Genomic DNA, 13244 nt, shown 5'->3' on the forward strand with positions numbered 1-13244 from the left:
GTTGTAGTGAAAGTCACAGCGCACCTGTCGAAAGAAGTACAGGTGTGCACTGAAACGTCTATTTTCAGGTCCGAAAGGAGTCCTGTCCAGTGTTTAAGACTGCCGCACTTTAGCATTTATCGCCAGTCGCGGTTGCCTGTCCTGGCAGCCAGCGCACCAGCACCTGCTGCAATTCACTGCGGCGCAGGGGTTTGCTCAGATAGTCATCCATTCCTGCGGCAAGGCATCGTTCGCGATCACCCTGCAATGCATTGGCAGTCAGGGCGATGATCGGTACGTGTGCACCGTGGGTCAGCAGGCGCATCTGGCGCGTGGCCTCGTAACCATCCATGTAGGGCAGGCCACAGTCCATGAAAACGGCGGCGAAACGTTGCAGCCTGACCAGCTCCACGGCCTGCTGGCCGTCGTCGGCCGTGCTCACCTCAACGCCCAGGCTGCACAACATGGCCTCGGTGACGCTCTGGTTGACAGCATTGTGTTCGACCAGCAGTACCCTGGTGGGTTCGGTCCAGGCAAGCTGGCCGGGCGGCGCAGCGCGGCGGATCTGGCGCGCCGATGCTGGCAGTGCCAGTGGCATCTCCAGCGTGAAGGTCGAGCCATGGCCTTCAAGGCTCTGACCGTGCAGGTGCCCGCCCATGCGCTCGGCCAGGGTGCGCGCGATGGACAGGCCCAGGCCGGTGCCGCCGTAGCGGCGAGAAATCGAGCTGTCGGCCTGCTGGAAAGCGACGAACATCATCTCCAGACGATCATTGTCAATGCCGATGCCCGTGTCCTGCACGCTGCATGTCAGCCAGATGCGCTGCTCATCCATCAACTGCCAACGGGCTTCGACCCGCACCTGCCCCTGCTCGGTGAACTTCAGGGCATTACCGATCAGGTTCAGGAGAATCTGCCGGATCCGGGTAGGATCGCCGTTCACCTGCAACTGGGCGGTGTCCTCGGCCAGGCTCAAGTCGAGCGCCAGACCTTGTTGCTGTGCAGCATGCTGGAACGACTGGACGCAGTGGGTGATGAGCTCGCCGAGGTTGAAATCGATGTGTTCGAGCTGCAAGGCCGCCCGTTCGATCCGCGAAAAATCGAGGATGTCATTGATGACCCGCAGCAGATGCCCCGTCGACTCGCTCGCCACCGCGGTGTAGTCGGCCTGCTCGCTGCTCATCGAGGTGGTTTCGAGCAACTGCAGCATGCCCAATACGCCGTTTAGCGGTGTGCGCAGCTCGTGGCTCATCATGGCCAGGAAATCAGACTTGGCGCGGTTGGCCTGCTCGGCTTCCTCGCGTGCCTGGATCAGCTCGGCGATGGCTTTTTTCTGCTCGGTGCTGGCCTGCTCGAGCGCATGCGCCAGGTTATTGATGTGCCGGGCCAGATGCCCTAGCTCGCTGTCGTCCACCACCGGAACCGGCGTGTCGTAGTGACCCTGCTGGATGGCCTTGACGGCATGGCCCATGTCGCTGATGGGCTTGGCCAGGCTCATGGCCAGACGGCGAGCCAGCAAAAATGTGAACAGCAGTGCGAACAACGCCAGCACTGCGGCCTTGATCACGATCTCCTGCTGACGCTGGCTGAACGCATCGTCCGACATGCCGACGATGACCCGGCCCAGGTAGTCATCGCCGATGGCCGGGGCAGCCGCCAGGCCTTCCTGCAAAAAGTCGCTTTCGAGTCGTATCTGCTGCAGACGAATCGGCGCTTGAAACACTTCCACCTGCTGGGCACGGTTGGTGCTTTCGTCAGACTGCTCGACGTACACCAGAATGTGATTGCGACTGTCCTGTACCTCCAGGAACCGCACGTGGGGAATGCTCAGCGTGGCGCGCATCAGGCCTTCGAGCACTTCGTTGTTGCCTGAGATGACCCCGTATTCGGACGCGGGCGCGAGCTGGTTGGCGATCAATTGGCCGGTGTGGTTGAGCTCCTGACGCAAATCCTGGATGCGCACGAACGTGAAGAAGCTGATCAATAGCAGCGTCAGCAGCAGCGCCGGGCCTAGGCTGATGATCTGCGTGCGCGTATGAATGTCCCAGTTCAGGCCCTTGGTCATGGGGTGCGCTCTCCATCAGCCAAGGCTTGGGCGGCGGTGTCGGGATCAATGGGCTCCAGGCCCAGCGCCCGTGCCACCTGCTGATTGCCGCTGACCCCGAAATGGGCTGGGTAGAGGCTGCGGGGCCAGCGCGCAGGTGATTGCCCGAGCAGGCTGTCGAGCACGCTTAACCAATCTTGCTGGTCGCTGTAGGTGCTGGCCAGCGCGCCGGCACGGACGAATCCGGCATTGGGGCCAATCAGGGCCATTTGACGGCCGTAACTGCTGAGCAACAGGTTTTTCGCTGTCTTGGAATTGTACAGGTCCGGATCATCAAGCCCGAGCAGCACGTCACTGCTGCCCAGCAGGTGTTGCAGGGGGCGGCTGTCACGTGGGTCGGGCCAAGCCTGTGCCACGATCTCGAGGCCAAGCGGTTGCGCGGCACGGCGCAGCTCATCAAGCAGAAACCCACTGTGTTCACCGTAGAGCACCCCGATGCGCCTGGCTTGCGGCAACAGGTAGCGGGTCAGGCGCAACTGCCGATCCAGTGGCGGGTCGCTCCACAACAAGGTGAGAAACCCGGGGCGTGACTTTCCCAGGCGCTGTTCCACCTGCACCCGGCTGACCCTCATGGCCAGTGCCGGTGGGCCGGCGGTTTGCGACAGGCGCCACTGTAATGCCTCGTCGTCCAGCAACACCAGGCGCAGGTCCAGGTCGAGCCGGCTCGGCGCAGGCAGCTCGCTGGCAGCCTGAAAATGCACGTGGTCGTTGGGGCGTCGACTTTCCAGGGCAGCGATGAAGCTGCGGATGCCTGGCTGGTCCTGGGCGCCGACCAGCAAGATCTCGCTGGCGGACAACTGCCCCAATGGCCACAGCCATAGCACCAACAGGCGCAGCAAGCGAACCATCAGAACTCCAGCTCCGCGCTCAGGCTCAGCCGCTGCCGGCTGTCATAGCGGTTCTGCACGGCGGTGGTGGGCTCATCATCCAGGCGTTGCTGCCACAGGGCTGCCAGTTCCAGATTGCTCCCGTACACGCGCCAGCGCTTGGCCACGCGCAGGTCCAGGCGCTCGTAGCGGTACTGATTGAGGGCATCGTCACCGTAGTAGAAAGCGCCACTGGACCAGCCGTGGCCCCAGTCCCTCATCCAGCCGGCAGAGCCGCTGTTGCTGGCGCTGAGGTTGCGGTCGGCAGGATTGCTGGCCCAGGCGTCGACATGGGCGAAGGTCAAGCGCAGCCGGTCGCGCAGGGTAGGGCGCCAATCGAACTGGGCCTCGCTGCCGCTGAAGCGCGCCCGGTTCGCATTGCTGGCAATGTACTGGTTGTTCTTGAGCGGCTCGCTGATCATGCCAGTGATCTCGTCGTAGAACACCTTCAGGTCCATGCTCAGGTCCAGGTCGCTGAAATAACCGTTGTAGCCCAGCTCACGCGAGCGCATGTGCTCCTGCTCCAGGTCACCAGGGCCGCGGGTCTTGACGAAGTATTCGCCATGCTGCTGGCCAAAGGCGTAGGGCATCAGGTTCTTGACGGTGTAGCTCCAGTTGACGTTGTTTTCGAACATGTCAGGCGAACGTACCGCCTCGGAATAGACGGCGCGCAGGCCATGGCGCGGGGTGATCAGGTAATTGACCGCCAACCGTGGGGTAAGCGAGCTGCCAGAGAGCCGCGAATCCTCGAACATGGCGCCGCCCTGCACGATCCAGTGCTCGTCGGCTCGCCATTCCAGTTGCCCGAAAAGCCGCCAGGTCTGGTCGTCGACGCTGCCATTGAAGTAGGTCTGCGAGTCGGCACGATCATAGCGATAGTTCATGCCGCTGAGCAGGCGCAGGCTGTCGGTCAGGCTGTAGGTGTCCTGTATTTCCAGGTCATAGCGGGTTTCGCGCGTGCTCTGGTCGACATCGCCGCACACCACGTCACTGCCGCCCTGACTGTTCCACTGTGCCTTGATCGCATCGACCAGGGCCTGCTCCTGGGGGTTGCTGCTAGGTGGCGGGTTGTTCGCGCCACGGGCTACCCGCTCGGCGTAATTGGGGTTCATCTGCCAGAGGCGGGTGAGTTCGGGGCTGAAGGACAGCGCCGCGTCGCAGGCTCGCCACACCTGCTGGCGGTCGAAATGCTGCGCCGAGCCCTGGACATACAGGCTGTGTTCAGCGGCAAAGTCGATGTTCCAACGCACCGAGCCTGCATAGTCCATGGCCTTGACGTCGGCATCCTTGCCGCGCTGGGTCACGAACGGGAATACCGGCTGGTAGGTATAAGGCCGCTGGTTGGTGCCTTCCTTGGCGGCCAGTTGCCATTCCAGTGTCTGGTCCACCGTCAGGGTATGGCTGGCGCTCAGGTTCAAACGTGTGGCGCGGCGGCTGTCACGGTAGTCCTGGCCGAACTGGTCATGGTCGAACCCGTCATCCTGCTGGCCCGACAGCGATAGACGCATATCGCCGTTGTCCCAGCCAAAGCCCTGGCTGGCATAGAAGTCGTCGATGCCGTTCTGCCCGCGTGTGACTTTCAGACGCGTGCCGTGGCTGTCGGCAGGATTGCGAGTGAGAATGTTCACCACGGCCATCAGGGCATTGGCGCCATAGCTGACCGTGTTCGGCCCCCTGAACACCTCGATCCGGTCGATGTCCTCCAGCGCCAGCGGGATATCGCTCCAGTCCACCGTCGCCAGCCCTGCCCGGTACACCGAGCGGCCGTCGATCAGCACCTGCATGCGACGTGCTTCGTTGACGTTGCTGCCGTGGTAATTGACGGTCGGTTGATTGCCCGCCCCGTAGCCCACCATCATGCCCGGCACGAGCCTCAGCAGTTCGGGAATGTCACGCGCGCCGCTGGCCCGGATCAACGCGCTGTCGAGCACGGTCATGCTCCCTGGCACCGCAGCCGGGGATTGTTTGAGGCGTGTTGCAGTCAAAACCTGTGGCAGGTCACTGTTGTCGATGAACAAGTCATCTGCCAGGGCAGGTGCACCGAGCAGGGCGGTCAACAGCAACAGCCCCGGGTAGGGAGGCGAGCCAGGGAGCACGGAGCGGCCTTGTATCGTGGGTAAACCGGCATGGTAAATGAACTTTGCCGTTTTGCCAGTGATCTGCGGCGGTATTGATGCTCGCCGACCGGTGGGTACATACCTGGCCTGGATGAGCGATGCCCGACCGGCCTTGGCGCGGGGCAGGCGACCCGTATAATGCGCCGGTCGCCATTTATTTTAGGTGTTAACGGATTGGATATGACTGATCAGCAACCTGTTGCAGTTCTGGGCGGCGGCAGCTTCGGCACGGCCGTGGCCAACCTGCTGGCACAGAACGGTGTGCCAGTGCGCCAATGGATGCGCGACCCGGCACAGGCCCAGGCGATGCGCGAGCATCGCGAGAACCCGCGTTACCTCAAGGGCATCGGGCTGCACGAAGGGGTGGAGCCGGTCAGTGACCTGCTGGCCACGCTTAAGGCCTGCGACCTGATTTTCGTGGCCTTGCCCTCCAGCGCCTTGCGCAGCGTATTGGCGCCACATGCCGACCTGTTGCGTGGCAAGGGGCTGGTCAGCCTCACCAAAGGGATCGAGGCCCAGACGTTCAAACTGATGAGCCAGATCGTCGAGGAGATCGCCCCGCAGGCGCGCATAGGTGTGCTTTCCGGGCCCAACCTTGCCCGGGAAATTGCCGAGCACGCCCTGACTGCCACCGTGGTGGCCAGTGAAGACGAGCTTTTGTGCCAGCAGGTGCAGGCTGTGCTGCATGGCAAGACTTTCCGCGTGTATGCCAGCAGTGACCGTTTTGGCGTGGAACTCGGCGGCGCCTTGAAGAACGTCTACGCCATCATCGCTGGCATGGCCGTGGCGCTGGGCATGGGCGAGAACACCAAGAGCATGCTGATCACCCGGGCACTGGCCGAGATGACCCGCTTTGCGGTCAGCCAGGGTGCCAACCCCATGACTTTCCTGGGCCTGGCCGGCGTGGGCGACCTGATCGTCACCTGTTCCTCGCCCAAGAGCCGCAACTACCAGGTGGGCTACGCGCTCGGCCAGGGGCTGAGCCTGGATGAGGCCGTGAGTCGGCTGGGGGAAGTGGCAGAGGGCGTCAATACCCTCAAGGTGCTCAAGGCCAAGGCCCAGCAGGCGCAGGTGTACATGCCCCTGGTCGCTGGCCTGCATGCCATCCTGTTCGAGGGCCGCACGTTGAACCAGGTGATCGAGCACCTGATGAGCGCCGAGCCGAAGACCGATGTCGATTTCATTTCCACCAGCGGCTTCAACTGAGCCCGGATAACCCTGGCAAAACGGCAAGGAGCGACACATGAACGATACCCCTGAACACGCCCAGCGCGAGTCCCTCATCCTGCGTGTGGTCTGGATGCTGGTTTTCCTGGTGGTCTGGCAATTGGCCGAGTTGGTGCTCGCAGGCCTGGTGGTGATCCAGTTGATCTATCGGCTGATCTACGGCGCCCCCAGCGCCAGCGTGATGGACCTTGGCGATAGCCTGAGCCAGTACTTGGCACAGATCGGACGTTTCGGCACCTTCCACACGGATCAGAAACCCTGGCCGTTTGCCGATTGGCCAGCACCACGCCCGGCCGACGGCGAGGCGCCCCACGTGGCGCGCGCGCCTGAGCCTGCCCAACCTGACCAAGAGCCCAAGCTGTGAACCTGTGGGTGTTGCGCCACGGCGAAGCCGAGCCGCGAGCCACCCGCGATGCCGAGCGGCGCTTGACCGCGCATGGTCGCGAGCAGGTGCTGCACAGCGCCGCACACCTGGCAGGCAAGCCCTTGCAGGCGATCATTGCCAGCCCTTATGTCCGGGCGCAGCAGACCGCTGCCTTGGTTCATGAGGCATTGGGGTTGAGCGAGCCGGTAAGCACGGTGCCGTGGCTGACCCCCGAGAGCGATGTGCAATATGCGATCGGCCAGATCGAGCGCCTTGGCCTTGATCACGTGCTGTTGGTCAGCCACCAGCCACTGGTCGGGCACCTGGTCGGGCTGCTCGAACACGGTCACCTGCAGCGGCCAGCCGCCATGGGCACTGCCAGCCTGGCGGAACTTGAGGGTGATTGGCCCCTGGCAGGCCTGATGACGCTACGGGCCTTGCACACGTCCCGCTGATTGCCTGCCGTGGCTTTGCCAAGCGGGTTTGCAAGGGAGGCAACTGGCATTTTTGTCAGTTGTTTCAATCGATTGCGGTTTGCTAGCTTTGCCACAAAGGACATGTACAAGGTTGGGTCGATGACGGGCGAAATGTGGAAATTGTTGTGCTCGCTGGACCTGCAAACCACCACTGAGAAGGTCGAGCAAGGCATCGCCCTGGATCACGCCCAGCACAGCTTGCTGCGGGAGGTCGCCGACGCCAAGTTCTACCATCTGATGCGCAAGATCCAGACGGACACGGCGCTTGAGGAAAATCGACGTCAGCAGGCCGAGCAGGAGCTGCTCGCCTTGCAGCAAGCCTGCACCCGCGTGGCCCATCTGATGCAAACCAGCTGCCTGGCATTGCGCAGGCTGGAGCTGGACGCTGATGACCAGCGTCTGGCCCGTGAGGCGCTGGAAAGCCATCAAGTCTTCATCAAGGCGTGCCTGCGACGCTCGCTGGGCAGCTTTGATCGATCGGCATGACCTGATCGCCCTTGCCGATGACCTTTCCGAACGTTGCCTGAGCCCTGGTGGACACCCACAATGGGCCATTCTCTGCGCCCGGAAGCCCGCCATGCCGCAACCGATATTCTTTGCCCATGCCAATGGGTTTCCGTCGGCCACCTACGGCAAGCTGTTCGCCGCCCTGGCGCCGGACTACCACGTGCAGAGCCTGCCCCAGCACGGCCATGACCCGCGGTTTCCGGTGGACGCCAACTGGCAGAGCCTGGTGGACGAGCTGTTGTACCATCTTGAGCAGCAGCCCGACCCCGTTTGGGGCGTGGGGCATTCGCTGGGGGGTGTTCTGCATTTGCATGCCGCCCTGCGCCGACCAGAACTTTACCGGGGCGTGGTCATGCTCGACTCGCCCGTGCTGACCCGCGCAGACCAGTTGCTGCTGCGCGCCGCCAAGCACCTGGGCTTGATCGACCGCATTACCCCAGCCGGTCGGACGCTAGGGCGGCGCGCCGAATTCGAAGATCGGCTCAGTGCCCGCGCGTATTTCGCCAGCCGATCACTGTTCCGCCACTTCGACCCCGACTGCCTGGATGCCTACGTCGAACATGGCTTGCACGAGCAGCAGCACACGCTGTCCCTGCGCTTCGATCCTGCTACCGAAATCAGCATCTATCGCAACGTACCCCACCTGAACCCTGCGCCTGTCCGGCAGTTGCGCCTGCCGCTGGCCATGGTCCGTGGCCAGGCCAGTACCGTAGTGCGCCGCCATCATGCCTTGGCGGTGCGGGGCATACCGAAGGGGGAATACCACAGCGTTCCGGGTGGCCACATGTTCCCGCTGGAGCACCCGGAAGATACCGCCAGCCTGATCAAGGGCCTGTTCGATAGGTGGGGGCAGGCATGAACGTGCAGGTCGAAGACATACGCTTGAATCTTGGCCATATCGAACTGGCCGGCCACGTGTTCGGCCCCGAGGACGGCCTGCCGGTCATTGCGTTGCACGGCTGGCTGGACAACGCCAACAGCTTCGCGCGTCTCGCGCCTCGCCTTCAGGGCCTGCGCATAGTGGCCTTGGACATGGCCGGTCATGGCCATTCGCAGCATCGCCCGCCGGGTGCCGGCTACGCGCTGGCCGACTACGCCTACGACATCGTGCGCGCAGCCGAGCAACTGGGCTGGGAGCAGTTCGCGCTGCTGGGCCATTCGCTTGGCGCCATCATCAGCGTGCAACTGGCCGCCGCACTGCCCGAGCGCGTCAGCCACCTGGCACTTATCGATGGCCTCATCCCGCCCACCGGCGAAGAGCAGGACGCCCCCGAGCGCCTGGGGATGGCGCTGCGTGCACAGATGCGCCTCGATACCAAGCGCAAGTCGGTGTACAGCACGCAGGACCAAGGCGTGGAGGCACGCATGAAGGGCATGGTGGCGGTGAGCCGCGAAGCGGCCGAGCTGCTGGCCCAGCGTGGGCTGATGCCCGTGGCCGGGGGGTACAGCTGGCGCAGCGACAGCCGCTTGACTTTGCCCTCGCCAGTGCGCCTGACGCAAGGCCAGGCAATGGCCTACGTGCGACACGTCAAGTGCCCCGGCTGCCTGGTGGTGGCAGCGCAGGGCATGCTGGCACGTCGCGAAGGGCTGCTTGAGCAGCTACCCTTTGAACAGGTGACCTTGCCCGGTGGCCATCACCTGCACCTGAACGATGAGCAGGGCGCAACGCTTGTAGCAGACTGTTTCAATCGCTTCTTTGGCTTTGCTTGACTTGCACCGGACAAGTGTCGAGGCTTGGCGGGTTGATCAGGGAGACAACCATGCAATTGCCAGACATGTACATGCTTCACCTTGACGCCGGGCGCCGCGTGGTTTGCCTATGACTGCGCCTGTCGCCTGGCGTTGCCTGCTGGCCGCCGGTACGCTGCTCGCCAGCTCTACGCTCTGGGCCAGCGGCCTGCCCGTGCCAGTGGACGCCAAGATTGTCGACCAGCGCCCGGCCGTGGAGCAGGAGCGCGTCTACCCATTGGGGCCACTGCGCAAGATCAGCGGCCGCCTGCGGGTGGAGGATAAAGTCGAGAGCCGTGGCCAGGTCAGCTCCACGACCTATGAACTGCCGGTTGAGCGCTCTGCGCGGGAGGCGTTCACGCGCGCGCGCGAGAGCTTGCAGCAAGAAGGCGGGTACCCGTTGTTCTGGTGCCAAGGCCGCGATTGTGGCGAGGCCAGCCTGTGGGCCAACGAAGTCTTTGCCAATGCTCGGCTCAATGGTGGCGATGAGCGCCAGGCGTTCATCCTGCTACGCCGCTCTGCCGACCAGGCTGATACGTTGGTCGCACTCTACAGCGTGACCCGTGGCAACCGGCGGGCCTACCTGCATGTGGAGGAGTTCGTCGCAGCCCACCCGTTGGGTGAGCTGCTGCCCACGGCTGCAACCGTGCTGCGTGAGATGCGTGACACCGGCAAGCTTGATTATCCTGATTTGAGCGACCCGCAGCCGGCCTGGGCAACCCTGCTTGCACGCAGCCTCAACCTGGACAGCACCTTGCGCGCCACCCTCAGCGGCGCCCAGGCCGAGGCCTGGCGTGAAGCGCTGATAAAGGCCGGTGTACGCAGCGCTCGCCTGGAAGTCGGCGACTCGCCCACCGATGGCCTGCACCTCGAACTGATTCGTTGACGGGCAAGACCATGGTTGAAAATGACCGCTTGCTGATCCAGATCCTGTTGCTGGCATTGCTGGGCGCCGGCCTGTGGGTCATGGCCCCCTTCATTTCGGCGCTGCTGTGGGGTGCCATCCTCGCATTCGCCAGCTGGCCCCTGATGCGTTTTCTCACCCGCGTGCTGGGTGGACGCGAAACCCTCGCCGCCGGGCTGCTGACCAGCGCCTGGATCCTCATCGTGGCGCTGCCCTTGGTCTGGCTGGGCTTCAACCTGGCCGACCACATTCGTGATGCAACCTTGTTCGTGCGTGATGTGCAGGTCGATGGCCTGCCGGATGCGCCCGTGTGGCTGGTCGACATCCCGTTGGTAGGCGAACGCATGGCCAGCTGGTGGTCGTCGCTGGACCAGCAGGGTGCTGCGCTACTGGCGTCGGTCAAACCCTACCTGGGGCAAGTGGGTAACTGGTTGCTGGCCCGCAGCGCGCAGATCGGCAGTGGCGTGCTGGAGCTCACCCTGAGCCTGGTCTTCGTGTTCTTCTTCTATCGCGACGGGCCGCGGCTCTCGGCGTTCGTGCTGCGGCTGCTGCACCGGCTGACCGGCGAGCGTGCCGAGTATTACCTGAACCTGGTAGCCGGCACGGTGCAACGGGTGGTCAACGGTGTGATCGGTACGGCGGCGGCGCAAGCCCTGCTCGCCTTGATCGGCTTTCTCATCGCAGGCGTGCCGGGTGCCATCGTGCTTGGGTTGGTCACCTTCATGCTCAGCCTGATCCCCATGGGCCCGCCGCTGGCCTGGCTGCCGGTGACCGGCTGGCTGGTATGGAAGGGTGAGTACGGCATGGCGATCTTCATGGGCATCTGGGGCACCTTCGTCATCAGTGGCGTGGACAACGTGCTCAAGCCCTACCTGATCAGCCGTGGCGGAGACCTACCGCTGGTGATCGTGTTGCTCGGCGTGTTCGGCGGCCTGATTGCCTTCGGCTTCATCGGCCTGTTCATTGGCCCGACGTTATTGGCCATAGGCTACAGCCTGCTGCTGGACTGGAGTCGCAACGTGCAGCCCACCCCGACTGCCTAGCCCTGCTGCCTGGCCGAACACCTTTCTTTACGTGTTCTTTATGCCAGGCCTGCCGCTTCGATCTCGAGCCTTTACGCTGGCCTGACCGAAAATCCCCGTAAAGCGGCCACTGCCGCATCAACGGGGAATCATTCATGAACGTGCTCGAAGGGATGTCACTGCTGATCGCGGTGGCCATGGCGGTGTACCTGCTGACGGCGCTATTGCGCGCCGATCGCAGTTAAGGGGTCGCCCATGCATGCCTACGATATCGCCTTGCTGCTGGCCTTCTTCGCCATAGTCCTGCTACCGGCCCCTTGGCTGGGAAGGTTCTACTTCAATGTCATGGAGGGCCGGCGCACGTGGCTTACGCCATTACTGGGACCGATCGAAAATGCCTGCTACCGGCTGGCTGGGATTTGCCCATCGCAGCAACAGGGCTGGCGCCACTATGCCCTGGCGCTGCTGATCTTCAATTTGGTTGGGTTCCTCCTGCTGTTCGGCGCGCTGTTGGGCCAAGGCCTTCTGCCGTTGAATCCGCAGCGCTTACCCGGTCTTGAGTGGTCGCTGGCCTTCAACACCGCGGTCAGTTTCGTGACCAACACCAACTGGCAGGCCTACAGTGGCGAGGCCTCCATCAGCTACCTGAACCAGATGCTCGGCCTGACCGTGCAGAACTTTGTCAGTGCTGCCACGGGCCTGGCCGTGCTGGTAGCCCTGTGCCGTGGTATCGCCCGTCGCAGCAGTGCGGCCCTGGGCAATTTCTGGGTGGACATGACCCGGGCCACGCTTTATGGGCTTTTGCCCATGTCCTTGCTGCTGGCGCTGCTGTTGGTCTGGCAGGGCGTGCCACAGACCTTCAGCGACTATGCCCATGCCCTGACGTTGCAAGGGGCCGAGCAGTTGATCCCGCTCGGCCCGGCAGCCAGCCAGATTGCGATCAAGCAGCTGGGTACCAACGGCGGCGGCTTCTTCGGCGTCAATTCGGCGCATCCGTTTGAAAACCCGACAGCGTGGAGCAACCTGTTCGAGGTATCGGCGATCATCCTGATTCCCGTGGCTCTGGTGTTCATGTTCGGCCATTACGTGAAAGACCTGCGCCAGAGCCGCGCCATTGTGGCCTGCATGCTTGCACTGTTTCTGGTCGGCGGCGCCTCGGCCTTGTGGGCCGAACATCAGCCCAACCCAGCGCTGCACGCCAGCGAGGTAGAGCAGGCAGCCCCTCTGGAAGGCAAGGAAAGTCGCTTTGGCACCACCGGATCGGTGTTGTGGACGGTCACCACCACGGCCGCTTCCAACGGTTCGGTCAATGCCATGCACGACAGCCTCAACCCACTGACCGGCATGGTGGCCATGGTCAACATGATGGTCGGCGAAGTCATCTTCGGCGGCGTCGGGGCGGGCCTGTACGGCATGTTGCTGTTCGTGCTGATCGCGGTGTTTCTCTGCGGGCTGATGATCGGCCGCACGCCGGAATACCTGGGCAAGAAGCTTCAAGCCCGTGAGGTGCAGCTGTTGGTGGCGACCTTGTTGGTGATGCCGGTCGGCGTGCTGGTACTGGCCGCCGTCGCTGCCAGCCTGCCAGGGCCGGCCACAGCGGTCAGCAACCCCGGTGCCCATGGCTTCAGCCAGTTGCTGTATGCCTATACCTCCGGGGCCGCCAACAACGGGTCAGCCTTCGCAGGCTTTGGCGCCAACACGGTGTTTCACAACCTCATGATCGGTCTGGCGATGCTGATCGGCCGTTTTGGTTACATCCTGCCAATCCTGGCGCTGGCAGGGAGCCTGGCAGCCAAGCCACAGGCACCTCAAGGCCCCAACAGCTTCCCCACCCATGGGCCACTGTTCACCTTCCTGCTGCTGCTGACCCTCCTGCTGGTAGGCGGGCTGACCTTCCTGCCGACCTTGGCCTTGGGGCCGATTGCCGACCATTTGAGCCAGGCCTATTGAGAG

At 63.4% G+C, this 13244-nt stretch carries 13 protein-coding genes; 10 read left to right on the top strand and 3 right to left on the bottom strand.

The window, feature by feature from the left end; translation table 11 throughout:
* Positions 1–109: 109 nt before the first annotated feature.
* The 3 genes from FH041_RS02815 to FH041_RS02825 are packed head-to-tail and all read right to left on the bottom strand — an operon-like array spanning position 110 to position 5042.
* Positions 110–2041 carry an ATP-binding protein gene (locus tag FH041_RS02815; protein ID WP_140174160.1) on the bottom strand — a complete coding sequence of 644 codons (1932 nt, stop codon included), beginning with the start codon at positions 2039–2041 and terminating at the stop codon, positions 110–112.
* Entirely contained in the window at positions 2038–2928 is an 891-nt protein-coding gene (locus FH041_RS02820; RefSeq protein ID WP_028686591.1) for an ABC transporter substrate-binding protein, read from the bottom strand. Before FH041_RS02820 ends, FH041_RS02815 begins: the two co-directional genes overlap by 4 nt.
* Positions 2928–5042: a TonB-dependent siderophore receptor gene (locus FH041_RS02825; protein WP_140174161.1), complete on the bottom strand. Its 2115-nt coding sequence runs from the start codon at positions 5040–5042 to the stop codon at positions 2928–2930. Before FH041_RS02825 ends, FH041_RS02820 begins: the two co-directional genes overlap by 1 nt.
* A 201-nt stretch (positions 5043–5243) precedes the next feature.
* Between FH041_RS02825 and FH041_RS02830 the strand changes: the two genes are divergently transcribed.
* The 10 genes from FH041_RS02830 (at position 5244) to kdpA (ending at position 13241) form a co-directional block, all read left to right on the top strand.
* Positions 5244–6269: an NAD(P)H-dependent glycerol-3-phosphate dehydrogenase gene (locus tag FH041_RS02830; protein ID WP_027916283.1), complete on the top strand. Its 1026-nt coding sequence runs from the start codon at positions 5244–5246 to the stop codon at positions 6267–6269.
* Between the two features lie 37 nt (positions 6270–6306).
* Positions 6307–6654 (top strand): DUF4389 domain-containing protein, encoded by a 348-nt coding sequence (locus FH041_RS02835; protein ID WP_027916282.1) that lies wholly within the window; start codon positions 6307–6309, stop codon positions 6652–6654.
* Positions 6651–7109: a phosphohistidine phosphatase SixA gene (sixA, locus tag FH041_RS02840; protein ID WP_027916281.1), complete on the top strand. Its 459-nt coding sequence runs from the start codon at positions 6651–6653 to the stop codon at positions 7107–7109. Before FH041_RS02835 ends, sixA begins: the two co-directional genes overlap by 4 nt.
* 120 nt (positions 7110–7229) lie before the next feature.
* On the top strand, positions 7230–7616 hold the full coding sequence (locus FH041_RS02845; protein ID WP_225806653.1) for a hypothetical protein: 387 nt from the start codon (positions 7230–7232) through the stop codon (positions 7614–7616).
* 91 nt (positions 7617–7707) lie between these two features.
* Positions 7708–8496: an alpha/beta fold hydrolase gene (locus FH041_RS02850; RefSeq protein WP_027916279.1), complete on the top strand. Its 789-nt coding sequence runs from the start codon at positions 7708–7710 to the stop codon at positions 8494–8496.
* A complete protein-coding gene (locus FH041_RS02855) occupies positions 8493–9347 on the top strand; it encodes an alpha/beta hydrolase (RefSeq protein ID WP_027916278.1) in 855 nt (284 codons plus the stop codon). Before FH041_RS02850 ends, FH041_RS02855 begins: the two co-directional genes overlap by 4 nt.
* A 109-nt stretch (positions 9348–9456) precedes the next feature.
* Positions 9457–10251 (top strand): DUF4892 domain-containing protein, encoded by a 795-nt coding sequence (locus tag FH041_RS02860; protein WP_140174162.1) that lies wholly within the window; start codon positions 9457–9459, stop codon positions 10249–10251.
* A gap of 11 nt (positions 10252–10262) precedes the next feature.
* Positions 10263–11312: an AI-2E family transporter gene (locus FH041_RS02865; RefSeq protein ID WP_027916276.1), complete on the top strand. Its 1050-nt coding sequence runs from the start codon at positions 10263–10265 to the stop codon at positions 11310–11312.
* Between the two features lie 134 nt (positions 11313–11446).
* Positions 11447–11536, top strand: coding sequence for a K(+)-transporting ATPase subunit F (gene kdpF, locus FH041_RS02870; protein ID WP_033695165.1), 90 nt, complete (start codon positions 11447–11449; stop codon positions 11534–11536).
* A gap of 10 nt (positions 11537–11546) precedes the next feature.
* Positions 11547–13241, top strand: coding sequence for a potassium-transporting ATPase subunit KdpA (kdpA, locus tag FH041_RS02875; protein ID WP_059183792.1), 1695 nt, complete (start codon positions 11547–11549; stop codon positions 13239–13241).
* Positions 13242–13244: the final 3 nt, after the last annotated feature.

Source organism: Pseudomonas sp. SWI7, from assembly GCF_006351945.1.
GTDB lineage: Bacteria > Pseudomonadota > Gammaproteobacteria > Pseudomonadales > Pseudomonadaceae > Aquipseudomonas > Aquipseudomonas fulva.

Excerpts from the sequence above, each read along its gene's own strand:
- FH041_RS02815 (WP_140174160.1), bottom strand. The coding sequence starts at position 2,041 with ATGACCAAGGGCCTGAACTGGGACATTCATACGCGCACGCAGATCATC.
- FH041_RS02820 (WP_028686591.1), bottom strand. The coding sequence starts at position 2,928 with ATGGTTCGCTTGCTGCGCCTGTTGGTGCTATGGCTGTGGCCATTGGGG.
- FH041_RS02830 (WP_027916283.1), top strand. The coding sequence starts at position 5,244 with ATGACTGATCAGCAACCTGTTGCAGTTCTGGGCGGCGGCAGCTTCGGC.
- FH041_RS02835 (WP_027916282.1), top strand. The coding sequence starts at position 6,307 with ATGAACGATACCCCTGAACACGCCCAGCGCGAGTCCCTCATCCTGCGT.
- FH041_RS02845 (WP_225806653.1), top strand. The coding sequence starts at position 7,230 with ATGACGGGCGAAATGTGGAAATTGTTGTGCTCGCTGGACCTGCAAACC.
- FH041_RS02850 (WP_027916279.1), top strand. The coding sequence starts at position 7,708 with ATGCCGCAACCGATATTCTTTGCCCATGCCAATGGGTTTCCGTCGGCC.
- FH041_RS02855 (WP_027916278.1), top strand. The coding sequence starts at position 8,493 with ATGAACGTGCAGGTCGAAGACATACGCTTGAATCTTGGCCATATCGAA.
- FH041_RS02860 (WP_140174162.1), top strand. The coding sequence starts at position 9,457 with ATGACTGCGCCTGTCGCCTGGCGTTGCCTGCTGGCCGCCGGTACGCTG.
- FH041_RS02865 (WP_027916276.1), top strand. The coding sequence starts at position 10,263 with ATGGTTGAAAATGACCGCTTGCTGATCCAGATCCTGTTGCTGGCATTG.
- kdpF (WP_033695165.1), top strand. The coding sequence starts at position 11,447 with ATGAACGTGCTCGAAGGGATGTCACTGCTGATCGCGGTGGCCATGGCG.
- kdpA (WP_059183792.1), top strand. The coding sequence starts at position 11,547 with ATGCATGCCTACGATATCGCCTTGCTGCTGGCCTTCTTCGCCATAGTC.